General features: G+C 66.4%; 28 protein-coding genes. 1 reads left to right on the top strand and 27 read right to left on the bottom strand.

The window, feature by feature from the left end:
- Window positions 1–25: 25 nt before the first annotated feature.
- The 26 genes from KW843_RS07660 to KW843_RS07535 all read right to left on the bottom strand — a co-directional run bounded on the left by KW843_RS07660 (window position 26) and on the right by KW843_RS07535 (window position 10,495).
- Window positions 26–355, bottom strand: a complete 330-nt coding sequence (locus KW843_RS07660; protein WP_218294559.1) for a DUF4406 domain-containing protein — start codon at window positions 353–355, stop codon at window positions 26–28.
- A complete protein-coding gene (locus tag KW843_RS07655; protein WP_218294558.1) occupies window positions 352–552 on the bottom strand; it encodes a hypothetical protein in 201 nt (66 codons plus the stop codon). Before KW843_RS07655 ends, KW843_RS07660 begins: the two co-directional genes overlap by 4 nt.
- Complete coding sequence (locus KW843_RS07650) at window positions 546–803, bottom strand: hypothetical protein (RefSeq protein WP_218294557.1); 258 nt, start codon at window positions 801–803, stop codon at window positions 546–548. The genes KW843_RS07655 and KW843_RS07650 overlap by 7 nt, the downstream gene beginning before the upstream one ends.
- On the bottom strand, window positions 800–1,039 hold the full coding sequence (locus tag KW843_RS07645; protein WP_218294556.1) for a hypothetical protein: 240 nt from the start codon (window positions 1,037–1,039) through the stop codon (window positions 800–802). Before KW843_RS07645 ends, KW843_RS07650 begins: the two co-directional genes overlap by 4 nt.
- A complete protein-coding gene (locus KW843_RS07640; protein ID WP_218294555.1) occupies window positions 1,039–1,515 on the bottom strand; it encodes a hypothetical protein in 477 nt (158 codons plus the stop codon). The genes KW843_RS07645 and KW843_RS07640 overlap by 1 nt, the downstream gene beginning before the upstream one ends.
- Entirely contained in the window at window positions 1,512–1,880 is a 369-nt protein-coding gene (locus KW843_RS07635; RefSeq protein ID WP_218294554.1) for a hypothetical protein, read from the bottom strand. Before KW843_RS07635 ends, KW843_RS07640 begins: the two co-directional genes overlap by 4 nt.
- Window positions 1,877–2,296 (bottom strand): hypothetical protein, encoded by a 420-nt coding sequence (locus tag KW843_RS07630; RefSeq protein WP_218294553.1) that lies wholly within the window; start codon window positions 2,294–2,296, stop codon window positions 1,877–1,879. Before KW843_RS07630 ends, KW843_RS07635 begins: the two co-directional genes overlap by 4 nt.
- Complete coding sequence (locus KW843_RS07625) at window positions 2,293–2,514, bottom strand: hypothetical protein (RefSeq protein WP_218294552.1); 222 nt, start codon at window positions 2,512–2,514, stop codon at window positions 2,293–2,295. The genes KW843_RS07630 and KW843_RS07625 overlap by 4 nt, the downstream gene beginning before the upstream one ends.
- A complete protein-coding gene (locus KW843_RS07620) occupies window positions 2,511–2,759 on the bottom strand; it encodes a hypothetical protein (RefSeq protein WP_218294551.1) in 249 nt (82 codons plus the stop codon). The genes KW843_RS07625 and KW843_RS07620 overlap by 4 nt, the downstream gene beginning before the upstream one ends.
- Window positions 2,756–4,552: a DNA cytosine methyltransferase gene (locus KW843_RS07615; protein ID WP_218294550.1), complete on the bottom strand. Its 1,797-nt coding sequence runs from the start codon at window positions 4,550–4,552 to the stop codon at window positions 2,756–2,758. Before KW843_RS07615 ends, KW843_RS07620 begins: the two co-directional genes overlap by 4 nt.
- Window positions 4,549–5,127: a hypothetical protein gene (locus KW843_RS07610; RefSeq protein ID WP_218294549.1), complete on the bottom strand. Its 579-nt coding sequence runs from the start codon at window positions 5,125–5,127 to the stop codon at window positions 4,549–4,551. The genes KW843_RS07615 and KW843_RS07610 overlap by 4 nt, the downstream gene beginning before the upstream one ends.
- Entirely contained in the window at window positions 5,124–5,750 is a 627-nt protein-coding gene (locus KW843_RS07605; RefSeq protein WP_218294548.1) for a DnaJ domain-containing protein, read from the bottom strand. Before KW843_RS07605 ends, KW843_RS07610 begins: the two co-directional genes overlap by 4 nt.
- On the bottom strand, window positions 5,750–6,001 hold the full coding sequence (locus KW843_RS07600; RefSeq protein ID WP_218294547.1) for a hypothetical protein: 252 nt from the start codon (window positions 5,999–6,001) through the stop codon (window positions 5,750–5,752). The genes KW843_RS07605 and KW843_RS07600 overlap by 1 nt, the downstream gene beginning before the upstream one ends.
- Window positions 6,001–6,309 (bottom strand): hypothetical protein, encoded by a 309-nt coding sequence (locus KW843_RS07595; protein ID WP_218294546.1) that lies wholly within the window; start codon window positions 6,307–6,309, stop codon window positions 6,001–6,003. The genes KW843_RS07600 and KW843_RS07595 overlap by 1 nt, the downstream gene beginning before the upstream one ends.
- 4 nt (window positions 6,310–6,313) lie before the next feature.
- Window positions 6,314–6,613 (bottom strand): hypothetical protein, encoded by a 300-nt coding sequence (locus tag KW843_RS07590; RefSeq protein ID WP_218294545.1) that lies wholly within the window; start codon window positions 6,611–6,613, stop codon window positions 6,314–6,316.
- Window positions 6,606–7,058: a hypothetical protein gene (locus KW843_RS07585; protein ID WP_218294544.1), complete on the bottom strand. Its 453-nt coding sequence runs from the start codon at window positions 7,056–7,058 to the stop codon at window positions 6,606–6,608. Before KW843_RS07585 ends, KW843_RS07590 begins: the two co-directional genes overlap by 8 nt.
- On the bottom strand, window positions 7,055–7,264 hold the full coding sequence (locus tag KW843_RS07580; RefSeq protein ID WP_218294543.1) for a hypothetical protein: 210 nt from the start codon (window positions 7,262–7,264) through the stop codon (window positions 7,055–7,057). The genes KW843_RS07585 and KW843_RS07580 overlap by 4 nt, the downstream gene beginning before the upstream one ends.
- The gene (locus KW843_RS07575; RefSeq protein ID WP_218294542.1) at window positions 7,261–7,482 is read right to left on the bottom strand and encodes a hypothetical protein; all 222 of its coding nucleotides are present in this window, start codon (window positions 7,480–7,482) and stop codon (window positions 7,261–7,263) included. The genes KW843_RS07580 and KW843_RS07575 overlap by 4 nt, the downstream gene beginning before the upstream one ends.
- Window positions 7,479–7,634: a hypothetical protein gene (locus tag KW843_RS07570; protein ID WP_218294541.1), complete on the bottom strand. Its 156-nt coding sequence runs from the start codon at window positions 7,632–7,634 to the stop codon at window positions 7,479–7,481. Before KW843_RS07570 ends, KW843_RS07575 begins: the two co-directional genes overlap by 4 nt.
- Complete coding sequence (locus KW843_RS07565; protein ID WP_218294540.1) at window positions 7,616–7,960, bottom strand: hypothetical protein; 345 nt, start codon at window positions 7,958–7,960, stop codon at window positions 7,616–7,618. Before KW843_RS07565 ends, KW843_RS07570 begins: the two co-directional genes overlap by 19 nt.
- Window positions 7,957–8,415 (bottom strand): hypothetical protein, encoded by a 459-nt coding sequence (locus tag KW843_RS07560; RefSeq protein ID WP_218294539.1) that lies wholly within the window; start codon window positions 8,413–8,415, stop codon window positions 7,957–7,959. Before KW843_RS07560 ends, KW843_RS07565 begins: the two co-directional genes overlap by 4 nt.
- A complete protein-coding gene (locus KW843_RS07555; protein ID WP_218294538.1) occupies window positions 8,412–9,080 on the bottom strand; it encodes a tyrosine-type recombinase/integrase in 669 nt (222 codons plus the stop codon). The genes KW843_RS07560 and KW843_RS07555 overlap by 4 nt, the downstream gene beginning before the upstream one ends.
- 147 nt (window positions 9,081–9,227) lie before the next feature.
- A complete protein-coding gene (locus tag KW843_RS07550) occupies window positions 9,228–9,443 on the bottom strand; it encodes a hypothetical protein (protein ID WP_218294537.1) in 216 nt (71 codons plus the stop codon).
- Between the two features lie 152 nt (window positions 9,444–9,595).
- A complete protein-coding gene (locus KW843_RS07545) occupies window positions 9,596–10,057 on the bottom strand; it encodes a phage regulatory CII family protein (protein WP_218294536.1) in 462 nt (153 codons plus the stop codon).
- A gap of 22 nt (window positions 10,058–10,079) precedes the next feature.
- The gene (locus KW843_RS07540) at window positions 10,080–10,328 is read right to left on the bottom strand and encodes an Arc family DNA-binding protein (RefSeq protein WP_218294535.1); all 249 of its coding nucleotides are present in this window, start codon (window positions 10,326–10,328) and stop codon (window positions 10,080–10,082) included.
- Window positions 10,325–10,495 carry a type II toxin-antitoxin system HicB family antitoxin gene (locus tag KW843_RS07535; protein ID WP_218294534.1) on the bottom strand — a complete coding sequence of 57 codons (171 nt, stop codon included), beginning with the start codon at window positions 10,493–10,495 and terminating at the stop codon, window positions 10,325–10,327. Before KW843_RS07535 ends, KW843_RS07540 begins: the two co-directional genes overlap by 4 nt.
- 105 nt (window positions 10,496–10,600) lie before the next feature.
- On the opposite strand from KW843_RS07535, the gene KW843_RS07530 reads away from it, so the two are divergent.
- Window positions 10,601–10,948, top strand: coding sequence for an Arc family DNA-binding protein (locus tag KW843_RS07530; protein WP_218294533.1), 348 nt, complete (start codon window positions 10,601–10,603; stop codon window positions 10,946–10,948).
- Between the two features lie 9 nt (window positions 10,949–10,957).
- On the opposite strand, the gene KW843_RS07525 is transcribed toward KW843_RS07530, so the two are convergent.
- Window positions 10,958–11,548, bottom strand: coding sequence for a hypothetical protein (locus KW843_RS07525; RefSeq protein WP_218294532.1), 591 nt, complete (start codon window positions 11,546–11,548; stop codon window positions 10,958–10,960).
- Window positions 11,549–11,640 lie beyond the last annotated feature (92 nt).

The raw sequence follows: 11,640 nt of genomic DNA, 5'->3' as shown, positions 1-11,640 counted from the left end.
CGCGCACGACTGGCGGGTGATGAACTCAAAAACTCGAAATCTGTATGGATTGCGGCGTGGGCGGCTCGTGGTACACCACGGCCAGGCCCAGTTGCACCGCCACGAAATGCTCGATGCACGCCCCCTTCGAGCGGGCCCAGCCCGGCAGCAGCGTGATGGCGTCACACGTCACCAGCTGCGCCAGCGCCATCCGCATGTAGCCCGCCCACGATCCGCAGGGGGGCGGGGGGTTCTCGGCCGGGTTCTCCACATGCCAGCCCGCGCCGCGCAGGCGCAGTGCCTCGGCGTTGAAGGCGGGGTAGTTGAAGTCCGGCAGGCCCGTCATGGGCCCGGCGATGTAGATGCGCCCGCTCATGCCCGGCCCACGGGGAACACGGTCGCCACCAAAGCCAACACCAGCGCCACGGCGGCCAAGGCGACAAGGCAGACCGTGATGCGATCAGCCGCCCGATCAGATATGGCAGGCCTGGCCATCAACACGGCCCCCACCGCGAACACTGCGGCCATGCAGGCCAGCAGCACGGGGTACAGATTCACAGTGCTGCTCACCATGGCCGGTCCTCCACGCCGTCCACGCCGATGCTCACGGGTGGGTGCGACATGCCCCAGCACGAGAACCGCACCGGGGCGCCGGCCGCGATCGCCGCACGCTCCTCCGGGCTGGGCTCCCAGTACGACCACACGGCAGGGATACCGCTGTCGAACATCACCCGGGTGATGTACAGCGGACGGCATTGCTCGATGGGCACGCCGGGCGGGGCGCCCAGCACATCGTTGTTCGAGGGGTGTTGGGTGGGTCTCATACAGCCCCCTTCGTGCCGCAGGAAAGTACATGGGCAACGTGTCTTGCATACGTTGCAACCGCTCGCCAGTAGGCGGCCATGGGCCCTTTGCGCCGTGCCCAGGCTTTGTCCGCTTCTTCATTCGCCTGGTTACGCAGGTCACGCATTACTGCTTCAATGCGCTGACGGTCTGCCGCAGGCAAAGCCTGCAGAGCCTTTCCAGCTGGCAGCTTCAGAAGGGGGTTGATGTAGCCCATCACGCACCTCCCTTCGACAACCCGCGAATCCCCTCGGCGAGCTCGGCCAGCTCGTTGCTGTAGTCCTCCCTGGCATTCGCCGTGGCGCCCCTACCGAACTCGACCGTGCCCGTATCGGGATCTATCTGTCCGAACGCAGCGTCGAAGGCATCGCGCCGCTGGTCGATCCATCGTGCAGCAGCTTCCAGCCCGGGCCGCTGGAACAACGCAACAGTCGCTCGCAGAGCATCCAGCTCGGCCAGCAGTAGTCGCACGGTGAACGGGTTGGCCGCCGCAATGAAAGCAGCGTTTTCCAGCACCTGCTGTCCCTCGCCGTCGAAGTTCTCGGTATCGGCGACGTACTGGCCCAGGTGCGGGTCCGGGTTTCCAGCCACGATGAAATCGCCCTTGCCCCATGGGGCACCCACCACGAACCACTGCTCCACCTTCGGCAGCTCTGCCAGCGCCCGGCGTAAATCTTGAAAAAAATCAGTCATGAGCAAAGTGCCTCCAGAGCAGGTACTGGCCGAACCAGGTTCGGATTGCCGTGGTGCGACATCAGCAGGCCTCTGTCGTTCAGGTATCGCAGCGCGGCCATCAGCTCGCGGTGCACGATCTCATCCTGATCCAGCGGCAACTGGTCCGGGTGCGCCCGGTACCAGTCATGCCCATCCATGCGCTCCAACCAGCACTCCGAGGACACCAGTTCCCACGATGCTTTGTCGGCTAGGGCGATCGGGCCGCACATCGAAATCACCCACGCCATCACGGCATAGGTCTCGCTGGCAAGATGCCGCGCGTCTGCGGGAGTAAGGTTGCCTTGCGAAAGGTTGAGCAGCCGTTGAAGTCGATCGGTTCTCATGCAACACCGCCTTCCTTGCCAGGCGTCGCCAGACACCCCAGGTCCTGCGCCGTCGCCAGCCGCACCGTGGACATGGCACTGCGGCACCAGTCGTGCCCCAACAGGTCAGCCGCAGCCAGGCCAGCGCGCCGCGCGCCGTTGGTGTTGGCCGCACCCACGTTCACCTGCCAGCGCTTGGGCTTGCGCAGCGTGCCCGCCTTGAACTCCACCACCCACTTCTTGTAGTCCTTGTCTGCCCAGTAGGCATTGGCCTCCGCCTGCGTCTGAATGCGCACCGGCAGCACCTTGTGGCGGCAGGCCCCATCGTGGCCGCAATAGCCGCCCATCATCACCTGCCCGCACATCGCGCCGGGCGATACCAGGCCACGTACCGCGCAGCGTGGGCGCTCTGCCCGCTCATTGTTTGATAGCGTCATATGCTTGTCCCTTCTTTGTCATAGATGGATCGCAGGTACATCTGGTACTCCACCATGTTCTCCAACAGCAGCACGCGGCCGTCATCCGCGCCCTTGAAAGGCAGGCCAGCGTTCAGGCATGCCCTGCTGTAGGCGTTCAGTGCGTCGCCTGCCTTGTCCAGGGCCTCGGCCAGCTTCATCCCGGCCTTCTTCACCTGGGCCTCTTGTTTTGGTGTCATGCAGCACCCCCCTCCTGAGTCAACTTGGCGATGAAGGCGCGCGCTTCGCTTTCCGACAGGCCTTGCCGGACCTTCATGTAGGTCACGTAGTCCTCGCGCCCGGCCTCGGTCCAAATGGCCCAGCCGGTGCCCTTGCAGTGGGGGCAGCGGGCGCGGTCGTGGTGGGTGGGGTCGTCGCAACGGTCACCAAGGCAGCACTCGGCGCAGCGCTCGCCGTTGGCCCAGGTGCGCAGCTCGGTACTCATGCAGCACCGCCTTCCCTGGCCACCGCCAGCGCAGCCACCATCGGCCGCACCCAGATCGGCGTGCTGCCCAGCACGAACGTCTCGCCATTGCGCGCCAGCAGAATGGTCTGGCCCATCACCTGCCCGATCGCCTTGGCCGACTTGCGCGGCACCGCGTTGCCGATCGCCTCGCGCCAGCGCTGATCGCTTTCGCCGTCCAGCACAAAGCGCTCGCCGCGGCTTGCGGGCCCAGCGGGCGAGAAATACTCCTCCGGGTCGATGAAGCTCTGAAGGCAAGCCAGCTCCAGCGTGGTGAAGGGCCGGTGCCAGGTGCCGTCCCGCGCCTCGATGCGACACACCAGCTTGTCGTTCGGGCTGGGCAGCGCCTCATTTCCGGTGGCAAAACCGGAAGCGGCGCGCGGATCGGCCACGCTCCACGGCCCGTTGTCATGGCACGCCGATGCGCTCACGGCCCCGGCCGGGTCGTCGTATCGCACCACGCCGTAGTGCCCGCCGGTCAGGTAGGCATCGCCCTTGCCCCGCTGCAGGTTGGGCCGGGGGTCAGCCACCACGGCCGCGCCATTGGCGTTTCCCGCGATCACCGCCCGGGTGTGCTCGCTCCAGGGCGTCACGTGGTATTTCCCATGCAGCCCTGCGGGGTCCTCCCCACCACGTGGATCCGCCACGGCCTGGCCCGTGCCATGCGCGCTGGTCACCGCCCGCGCCGCGCCCTCCCAGGCCACGATGCGGAACTCGTTCGAGTGCTTGGCTGGGCCACCATGGCGCGGGTCGGCCACGCTGTACGCGCCCTGCAGCGGCCCCGTCTGGCCAGGCACAGCGCCCGTGTGCTGGTCCCACTGCCGCACGCCCAGCGCCTGGCCATCCTTCCAGGCTGCAGAAGGCGCAAAGGCTGGATCCGCCACAGGGAAGGAGTCATGACCTGCACCGGGCACGATCAGGAAATCCCGCAGGTGCCCGTCTTCCACCGCCAGTTTGTTGAGGCTGCGCCAGTCGCTGCCCGCCTCCACAAAAGCCAGGCGCACCCACGTTTTCCACTGCAGCGAAGGCATCCGGTGCATGGGCCCGCCCACCGGGTCGCCGGGCAGCGGTACATGGCCCAGCACCTCGCCCACGCTGCGCAGCCCGCGCTTGGGCGGCTCGTACAGGAACGGCGGCACCTTGCGCACCAGCCGCGCCACCAGCAGAAAGCGGCGGCGGCTCTGCCCCAGCCCGTCGCCCAGCTCGCCGCAGTCGTGCGTCGTCTCGGCCGTGGCGTAGCCGTAGTGCTGCAGCATGCTCACGATCTGATCGAGCAGGTGCCGCCCACGGGTGGCAATGCGCGGCACGTTCTCGAACACGATCAGCCCGGGCAAGTCGTCGCCAAAGGCCTCCAGCATCAGCCACACCCCGCGCAGCGTCAGCTCGTTCAGGGCCTGGTACTTCAGGGTGCTGGCATGCAGCGCAGGCAGCAGGCCAGAGAAGCCCTTGCACGGCGCCGACAGAAAGATGATGTCCGGGAACCGCCACTGCGCCGCGGCGCGCACCGTGTCGGCCGTCGCTTCGCGCCAGCCCTCGGGCGGCATGTGCCCGTGCCAGGCCAGGTACTGCTCCAGGCTGAACAGATCCACGCAGGCCTGCGTCACACCGTTGAGGGTGTAGAAGTCCCGGCACGCCCGGGCGTCCACGTCGATGCCGCCCAGCAGCACCATGCGGCCCTTGATGGTGCCGATTGTCGGGTCCGCATCCTTGAACCCCGCCGCGCCGCTGCCGGAGCCGCCGAACAGGTGGAAGTGGGTAACTTCTTGCGGCGTCATGCGGCACCGCCCTTCGCAGCCAATGCCGCCATGTGGGCATCGATGGCCTCCCCGACAGTTGGATACTCGCTGTCGATGCCTTCGGCAATCCAATGAGGCGGCAGTTCCACGGGTGAAACCTGCTGCCACTCAGTAGGGAAACCGTGCTTCTCTCCGTGGCGCCAACGCGCAGCATCGCGGCGCAGGTCCGAATCTTCAGATGCCACACTGCCGAGCCGCAGGCTCAAAAGCACCAGGCACTCGCCGCCGTAGCAATCCCTGAAATGCTCTGCAATGGTCGGGTGGCCAAAGCCATCAGAACCCGTCCCGGTGCCCGTCAACGCCCACCGCGCATCAATGGGGTTTCGGAACACCACACCCTCGCCGCAGGGCGCGACCACCGCCCAAAAATCGCCAGGCAGGTGCTCCAACTCTGCGTGAACGGATGCCGCCCTAGTAGGGACCGGCACAACGTCCACCTTTTGACCGTAGAAGTCGCCGGTGGCCCTCACCGCGTCACGTATCGCTTGGCGCGCCGCCGCAGCCTTCATGCCCTTGATCGCAGGCACGGAAACAATGAACTCCCGGCTGCTCATGCCACCCCCCATTTCTTCAATCCAGCATCGCGGGCCGTGTTGATCTGCGCCATCAGCGCTTCGCTGCCCCCCTGGCGGTCCGGGTGCACCCTGGCCGCCAGCGCACGATGCGCACGGCGAATCGCCTCCACGTCGGCATCAGGCTCCAGGCCCAGCACAGTCCACCAGTCCCGCTGGCCGGCCGCCGGCGCCGGCAGCGCCGCAAACCCCGTGAAAGCGCGATCGAGGATGGCCGCACCACCGTGCCGCTCGATCGAGCGCATCGCCTCCAGCGTGGCGGCCACGGCGGCCAGGTTGTCCTGCACCTCGTCGTAGCGGTCCACCGCCATGCAGCGCATCGGCTCCTTTGCCGACTTCTGCCAGTACACACACACGCCGGGGTCGCCAGGGCGCCCCTGGTTGCTGCGTGGCAGGCCGTCCAGCCGCGTCTGCAGGTTGGTCGACACGATCACATCGTCCTGGTGCACGCCCAGGCGCTCCAGCTCGTCCAGCACACGCTGCACGCCGTCGAACACCGTGAGGGACTTGCCCTGGCTCTTGAAGGTGGCGCGCTTGCGCTGGTAGCTGGGCATGCGCTTCCAGCCCTCGGGCCAGGTCAGGGGGTAACGTGTGGGTGATGCCATCACAGGCCTCCTTTCAGCAGCGCGCTGCGCTTGTCCGCGCTGGCCTGCCCTGCATCGCGTCCCTCCACGGAGATCGAGCCATACACCCGGGGCGCCAGCGGCGCATTCAGGCAACCCTTGCGGTCCAGCACACGGGGCAGCGAGCCCGGCAGCTTGGCCGGTACCTGGCCAGCCTTGGCCACCACAGGCACCGCGCTGGGCATGTCCACCCCACGCGGGCGCACGCTCTGAAAGGCATTGAGCACGGTCATCAGTGCACCGCCTTTCCTGCTGGGTGCACATGCGCCTCACACTTGGCGCCCAGCACATCCGAAGCCATGCGCTTGCAGTTGTCGAGCTGCGCGAGGATCTCCTCAACGCTCAGGTCCTGAGCAAAGTGCCCCACCGTGCCTGCCAGCATCCCCAGCAGCAGGTCCAGCATGGCGCCCTTGGACACGTTCTGGTCGCGCATCGGATCAACCACCAGGCGCAGCAGCTGCCGCGCGGCCTCGATCCCCATTTCACTGGCGGTGCAGCTGTTGGAAACAATGCGCACCTGCCCTTCAATTTGAAAGCTCATACATTCACTCCCCATCGGCCGCGGGCACCGTCACCAGGTGCTCCAGCTGCCATTCAGATTTGTTGCCGCCCCCAGCGGGGCGGGAAACCACCAAGCCCAGCGCTTCCATCTCGGCCAGGTGGGACCACTTCACGCCGGCCTGACGCTGCAGCCGGTCGGTGCTCAACCACTCCCCGGGCTTCAAGTCGCCCAGCACCTGCATCACCGCGGCGCGCTGCATCGACACGCGGATACCCTTGCGCGCCTTCGCCAGCAGTCCCTCGGCCCGGCGGCAGCGCACCTGCCAGTACTCCAGATCACGCATTGCCCTGCCCTCCAAGGCCCGCCAGCAGGCCGGTTTTGCAAAACCCCACCAGCGCCTGCGCCTGGGCGAGTGCTTCGCCCGGCGAACCACACACCGGCAGCTCCATCTGGTAAGTCACCACCGCGCCGCCCAGCTCGGGCCGGCGCTCGGCCACGCCCATCACCACCTGCTCGCCGCCCTCGGCCTGCTGCGTTGCCGCAGACACCGCCCGGACGAGGGTGGGATCTGCCGCCAGCTGCAGCCGCGCCGCGCGCACCTGCGGCCCGCCGCACAGCCGGTACCCGGCGAACTTCCTGAACTCGGCGTGGCCCTCGATCACCAGATCCGCCAGCACGTCGTCCAGGGCGGGCTGGCAGGTGGTCAGGCGGTTCAGGGCTGCGCGGTCCACCCACTTGCCCTGCGCCAGCAGCACCCGCAGCACCCTGGTGCGCAGCGCCGTGCTCATGCGGGTACCCGGCCAGCGCCGTCCAGCGCGCGCAGGCGCTGGCCTTTCAGCCACTCGGGCGAACCTGGGGGAAAGGACACCAGCAGCACGCACACGCACTGCTCGCCCATGAAAAGCCGCGTCTCCTGCTGCAGCACACCGCCCACCCAGCGAAGGGGGCCGGCCTCCACGCGCTCGGCGGCCAGCGAGATAAATGCCTGCGTCATGGCCGTGTTCCTCCACCCCCGCGCCGGGGGCGCGCACGCCGCTCCCGCTGGGCCGCGATGGCACCCTCCGCACGGGCAAGCAGCATCTCCACCTGCGCGGCATTGGCGCCCCGCTGCACCCGCCCGGTGAGCCAGACCAGGCCCGAGATGGCCAGCAGGCCCAGCCCCTGCAGCGCGGCCAGCACCTTCCACGCACCCCACCAGATCCGCGCCTTCATGGCAGCGGCCCCACGCGCACGGCGGCCAGCGCCAGCGCCTGCCCGTACAGCTGCTCCATCCAGGCCTGGGCCTGGGCGGTGCTGGCCGCCGGCACGGTGCGCTGGTGGCGCTGCAGGTCGGGGCCGATGTGCGTCACTTTGAAGAACGACATACCGGCCCCCTCCCCTCGATACCCGCCTGCACGGCGTCCGCGCAGTCGGCAGCGGCGATCAGCGCGGCAGCCAGCACGCGCGCCTGGTCCGGATGCATGCGGGCCGCCAGGGTGAACGGGTCCTGCACCGACTCCACCATCACGTGGGCCTTGCCCTGCAGGTAGCGCGGATGCCTCACGCTGTGCGCGGCCATGTGGCCGACGATGGTGGAACCGGTGAGCGAATGGCGCGGGGCCAGCTGCGCGGAGATGCCATGCGGCACCCAGTGCATGCCGTCACGGTCGATAGAGGGGCGCTTGGCCTGGGGTTGGAGAACGGCGCTCATCGTGCAAGCCTCCGGCGCAACTCCTCGACCTCGGCCTTCTTGGCCCGGCCCTTCAAGCCCATGTCGTAGGCCCAGCACTCCATGCGGCTCTGCACGGTGGGGTCATCCAGAAGAGCCGCCAGCACCACGTGCACCTCGGCCCGGCAGTAGCTGGCGTCCATGTGCAGCACCGTCATCGCCATTGCCAGGTTCTTGCCATCCAGGCGGCGCAGATCGGTCAAGTCGAAGGGAAACCGTCCGCCGTTGTAGATACCCAGCAGCAGCCGCGCCACCGTGCCGCCGCCGCCCGTGTCCCACAGTCGGCGCGCCACATTGAAAAGCCCGCGCACAGCCTCCAGCTCTTCCTCGTCAAACTGCCCAAGCAAGCGGCGGTTCTCCGCTGCGCGACGGGCCGCCAGCATCTCGGCTGGGTTCAACATCGTCGTTTCAGATGGGTTGGTCAGAAGGTCGTTCATGCGGCAACTCCCTGCGCCACCTTCCGCGCCACCTTCTTCGGCACACGCCCGCCGTCCACCAGCTGCAGCTCGCGCTCGAACTCCTCGCGACTCATATCCAGGTAAATGCCGGTGCTCTTGAGGCTGGAGTGGTTCAGCGCGATCTGCGCCACCTTCAGCGGGTTGTTGCCACGGCTGCGGCGCATGATGTTCATGCCCCGTGTGTGGCGCAGCCAGTGCGGGCTGATCCGCGCGTCCAGCTGCGCATGCACTGCCCACTGCTTCAGCCGCGCCTCGTAGCTGCGCACGCTCAGCGCCCCGGCAATCCCGGCCACATCCCGGCCCCACACCAGAGGCTGGCCCTCTGCCGGCACCACGCACCCGGCGCCCAGTTCGTTGCTCAGCTTCACCAGCGCTTCCAGGTGTGTGCGCAGGCGCGCCGTCACCAGGTACTCATTGCAGCGGCGCCCGCCCTTGCAGTACTCCTTCGGGCTCACCAGCCAGCCCAGGGCCAGCGCCTGCTGCACCATCGGAACGGTGAGGCGGCTGAACTCCTGAATGCGCATGCCCGTGAGGATCAGCGCGCCGATCCAGTGGTAGTCCCGCTGCGCCAGCGGGTCGTTGACCTTGGACACCCCAAGCATCAGCCGTGACTGCTCTAACTCGGTCAGATATCGTTTTTGCATTTGCAAACTCCATGGACTTTTCTTGTGTTTCGGTGTGCTCGAAATCCATTGCGGTACCGGCGCACACCACACCGGCCCACACCAGGGCACCCACCACCCCCGAAGGGGAAGTGCCTGCCCAAGCCAAAAATCTGTTGATCGCGCCCATCACCGGCGCCCCCTTCCGCGTGGCACCTCATGGCGCAGCCCGTGTGCCACCGTCAGCTCCAGCAGGCGGCGGGTAACGGGGTCACGCACCGCTTCCTCGTAGCTCTTGGCGCGGTGCCACCGCGACCACTGCGCCTCGAAAAGCGCGCGCATTCGTGCCTCGGGGGCCTGCAGCGGCAGGTCCATGGGCAGGGTTTGTTGAAGAGGGGATGCCATCGGTACGCCTCCTTTGAAGGGCCTCGAGCAGTTCCACGCCAAACAGCGTTGCCAGCGCGGTGCCCGCGGCGGGCCCCTGCCCTGGCGGCAGGCGGTGCACCACGGCGCGCACCACGGGCGCCGGGGTTTTCTTGGGTGTGGGGGCGGCGGGCTTATTCATCGACCAGGCCCTCCAGGCGCTGCAGGAAGTCCAGCACCGCGTTGACCACATCGAACGCCTCCGCGCGCACGGCCATGTAGTCCTCACGGCAAAAGCGCTTGTCGGCGTAGCCGTTGCGCAAGGCCTGCGCCATCTGGCCCTTCTCGCTGCTCACGCGCAGCAGCAGCTCCAGCACCGCCTCGTCGCTCACGGGGCCCGGGCGCAGGTCGATGGTTGCGCGGTCAAACAGCCGGTTCAGGCTCTCCAGGATTCGCGGGTCCTGGGTTTCGCGTGTGATCGCGATCACGTCGCGCAGCGTGGGCTGGTGGTGGCTCTCCACGTCGGCGTCGGCCTTGTTCCACAGCACGCCGGTCTTCATGCCCAGCCGCTCGGCCAGGTCCTTCACGCCGTAGGCGGTCACCACCGCCCGGAACGCCTCGAACGGGCTCACGGGCACTTCGTGTTTGGGTGTCATGGGTGGGCGTGGCATGCGGGCCTCACTTGGAAGACCGATGCGCAGCACGCACGATGGCGCCATGCTCATCAATCGATTCGCCCACGGTGGACGCCTCCAGGCGCGCACACATTTCCGCGCTCAAGGAACGGAAGTTCGCCTTCGCGCACGCCTCCAAGTGATCCCGCAGCACCACCGGCATGCGCAGCGTTGTCGGATCGGCCATGTCCGTCCGAGCACGCAGCCCGCCCTTGCGGCGTTGCATCTGTACCGCGAGTTCTCGGGCGCTCATGCCTGTGCCCTCGCGCGGGGTTTACCCAGGCTCTGGGCAAGTTGCACACACAGCTCAGCCGAGCGCGTGCGGTTCTCATTGCGTGCCTTCGCATCCAGCCGCTTGAGCAGCGGCTCAGGCATGGTGACGAGCACCTTCTTACTGGTCGACTTGCTGGCTTTGGTCATCTTTGGATATCCATTGATATACGTTGGGATAGCCAACTATATCCATGGACATCCAAAAATGCAACTACTTACGCGACCTCGCTCAATCCCCGGATAATTCGCGCCGTGACTACCCTGCAAACTGAGGCTTCCCAGGAAAAGAAAAGGCCGCCCAGGTTCCTGCTGGCGATGCCGGAGGACGTGCGCGTGGCCATAGAACGGGCAGCGTTCTCTCATGGCCGCACCGTGACGGCCGAGATCAATTTGAGGCTCAAGGCCAGCTTGGAGAAGTCGGGTGGCGCAACGCAGAGCCCCAACGTGTACGCGGGTACGAGCTGGGCCCCCCCCGTGATACCTTCAGGCAATGAGAAAGACCCGGCCAGCACCCTCTCGGGCACCGACCAGGCCATGCTGGAAGTGTTTCGGGGTCTGCCCCCAGAGAAGCAACTGGCTCTGCTGAGTCTGTTTCGTTAGCGCTGCGCGCTACTCTCGCACCTGGTTCTGCATGTCGAACAGGTGATGCTTCACAGCGATTTCCCCCAGGTGTCGGACTAGTACGTCGTCACCAAGAGCTGATGCGGTTTCCTGCTTTGCAAAGAAGTCGGTGAAACGCGCCATCACAGCGCAGAAGAACAGGGTCTGATTGTTCTGCGGGTAGCCAATAGCGCCATTCATTCCTACGCGGGCCATCACTTGCAGATGGCCACCATGCGTGTAGTCGTGGAAGTGTTTGATGACTGTGTTGTAGATCTTTTGAAAGTTGAGAAAGCGAGGGCCAACGGCGCACAAACCGTTGAGCAATGAGTCCTTTCGGAAAGCCCGCCCATCGTCACCTGTTTCCGCGTACTTCACACACCAATCGTCTGGCGCGCAGTGCCAGATCCATGCACCTCTGGCTGCTGCCTCGATTTGTGGCCGCAGCAACGCAATCGCCGACGATTGAACACCCCGTTGCAGTAGCAAAAAGATTCCCTGTGTGTGTTCCTGGGCCAATTGCAAACTGCTCAAAGCTAGCGACGCTTTGACCCCGCCAGGCCCTTGCTTGCCAAGCAATGCAGCATCGGACGCCTGCATCCATTCCTCTAGGTGTTCGATAGCCTTCTGAACCGATGCCTCTGGAATCACTTTGCGCCCCCCGTTTTTGACCTCAGGAGATTCTGCCCCCA

The organism is Acidovorax sp. sif1233 (assembly GCF_019218755.1).
Taxonomy (GTDB): Bacteria; Pseudomonadota; Gammaproteobacteria; order Burkholderiales; family Burkholderiaceae_C; genus Acidovorax.
This window is presented reverse-complemented; position numbering and strand designations above follow the sequence as displayed.

Coding starts and splice junctions, on each gene's coding strand:
- KW843_RS07590 (WP_218294545.1), bottom strand. CDS start 6,613: ATGCGTGATCTGGAGTACTGGCAGGTGCGCTGCCGCCGGGCCGAGGGA.
- KW843_RS07535 (WP_218294534.1), bottom strand. CDS start 10,495: ATGACCAAAGCCAGCAAGTCGACCAGTAAGAAGGTGCTCGTCACCATG.
- KW843_RS07625 (WP_218294552.1), bottom strand. CDS start 2,514: ATGACACCAAAACAAGAGGCCCAGGTGAAGAAGGCCGGGATGAAGCTG.
- KW843_RS07595 (WP_218294546.1), bottom strand. CDS start 6,309: ATGAGCTTTCAAATTGAAGGGCAGGTGCGCATTGTTTCCAACAGCTGC.
- KW843_RS07645 (WP_218294556.1), bottom strand. CDS start 1,039: ATGGGCTACATCAACCCCCTTCTGAAGCTGCCAGCTGGAAAGGCTCTG.
- KW843_RS07570 (WP_218294541.1), bottom strand. CDS start 7,634: ATGTCGTTCTTCAAAGTGACGCACATCGGCCCCGACCTGCAGCGCCAC.
- KW843_RS07650 (WP_218294557.1), bottom strand. CDS start 803: ATGAGACCCACCCAACACCCCTCGAACAACGATGTGCTGGGCGCCCCG.
- KW843_RS07600 (WP_218294547.1), bottom strand. CDS start 6,001: ATGACCGTGCTCAATGCCTTTCAGAGCGTGCGCCCGCGTGGGGTGGAC.
- KW843_RS07585 (WP_218294544.1), bottom strand. CDS start 7,058: ATGAGCACGGCGCTGCGCACCAGGGTGCTGCGGGTGCTGCTGGCGCAG.
- KW843_RS07655 (WP_218294558.1), bottom strand. CDS start 552: ATGGTGAGCAGCACTGTGAATCTGTACCCCGTGCTGCTGGCCTGCATG.
- KW843_RS07565 (WP_218294540.1), bottom strand. CDS start 7,960: ATGAGCGCCGTTCTCCAACCCCAGGCCAAGCGCCCCTCTATCGACCGT.
- KW843_RS07550 (WP_218294537.1), bottom strand. CDS start 9,443: ATGGCATCCCCTCTTCAACAAACCCTGCCCATGGACCTGCCGCTGCAG.
- KW843_RS07640 (WP_218294555.1), bottom strand. CDS start 1,515: ATGACTGATTTTTTTCAAGATTTACGCCGGGCGCTGGCAGAGCTGCCG.
- KW843_RS07580 (WP_218294543.1), bottom strand. CDS start 7,264: ATGACGCAGGCATTTATCTCGCTGGCCGCCGAGCGCGTGGAGGCCGGC.
- KW843_RS07540 (WP_218294535.1), bottom strand. CDS start 10,328: ATGAGCGCCCGAGAACTCGCGGTACAGATGCAACGCCGCAAGGGCGGG.
- KW843_RS07635 (WP_218294554.1), bottom strand. CDS start 1,880: ATGAGAACCGATCGACTTCAACGGCTGCTCAACCTTTCGCAAGGCAAC.
- KW843_RS07560 (WP_218294539.1), bottom strand. CDS start 8,415: ATGAACGACCTTCTGACCAACCCATCTGAAACGACGATGTTGAACCCA.
- KW843_RS07610 (WP_218294549.1), bottom strand. CDS start 5,127: ATGAGCAGCCGGGAGTTCATTGTTTCCGTGCCTGCGATCAAGGGCATG.
- KW843_RS07660 (WP_218294559.1), bottom strand. CDS start 355: ATGAGCGGGCGCATCTACATCGCCGGGCCCATGACGGGCCTGCCGGAC.
- KW843_RS07545 (WP_218294536.1), bottom strand. CDS start 10,057: ATGACACCCAAACACGAAGTGCCCGTGAGCCCGTTCGAGGCGTTCCGG.
- KW843_RS07620 (WP_218294551.1), bottom strand. CDS start 2,759: ATGAGTACCGAGCTGCGCACCTGGGCCAACGGCGAGCGCTGCGCCGAG.
- KW843_RS07615 (WP_218294550.1), bottom strand. CDS start 4,552: ATGACGCCGCAAGAAGTTACCCACTTCCACCTGTTCGGCGGCTCCGGC.
- KW843_RS07525 (WP_218294532.1), bottom strand. CDS start 11,548: ATGCAGGCGTCCGATGCTGCATTGCTTGGCAAGCAAGGGCCTGGCGGG.
- KW843_RS07630 (WP_218294553.1), bottom strand. CDS start 2,296: ATGACGCTATCAAACAATGAGCGGGCAGAGCGCCCACGCTGCGCGGTA.
- KW843_RS07575 (WP_218294542.1), bottom strand. CDS start 7,482: ATGAAGGCGCGGATCTGGTGGGGTGCGTGGAAGGTGCTGGCCGCGCTG.
- KW843_RS07605 (WP_218294548.1), bottom strand. CDS start 5,750: ATGGCATCACCCACACGTTACCCCCTGACCTGGCCCGAGGGCTGGAAG.
- KW843_RS07555 (WP_218294538.1), bottom strand. CDS start 9,080: ATGCAAAAACGATATCTGACCGAGTTAGAGCAGTCACGGCTGATGCTT.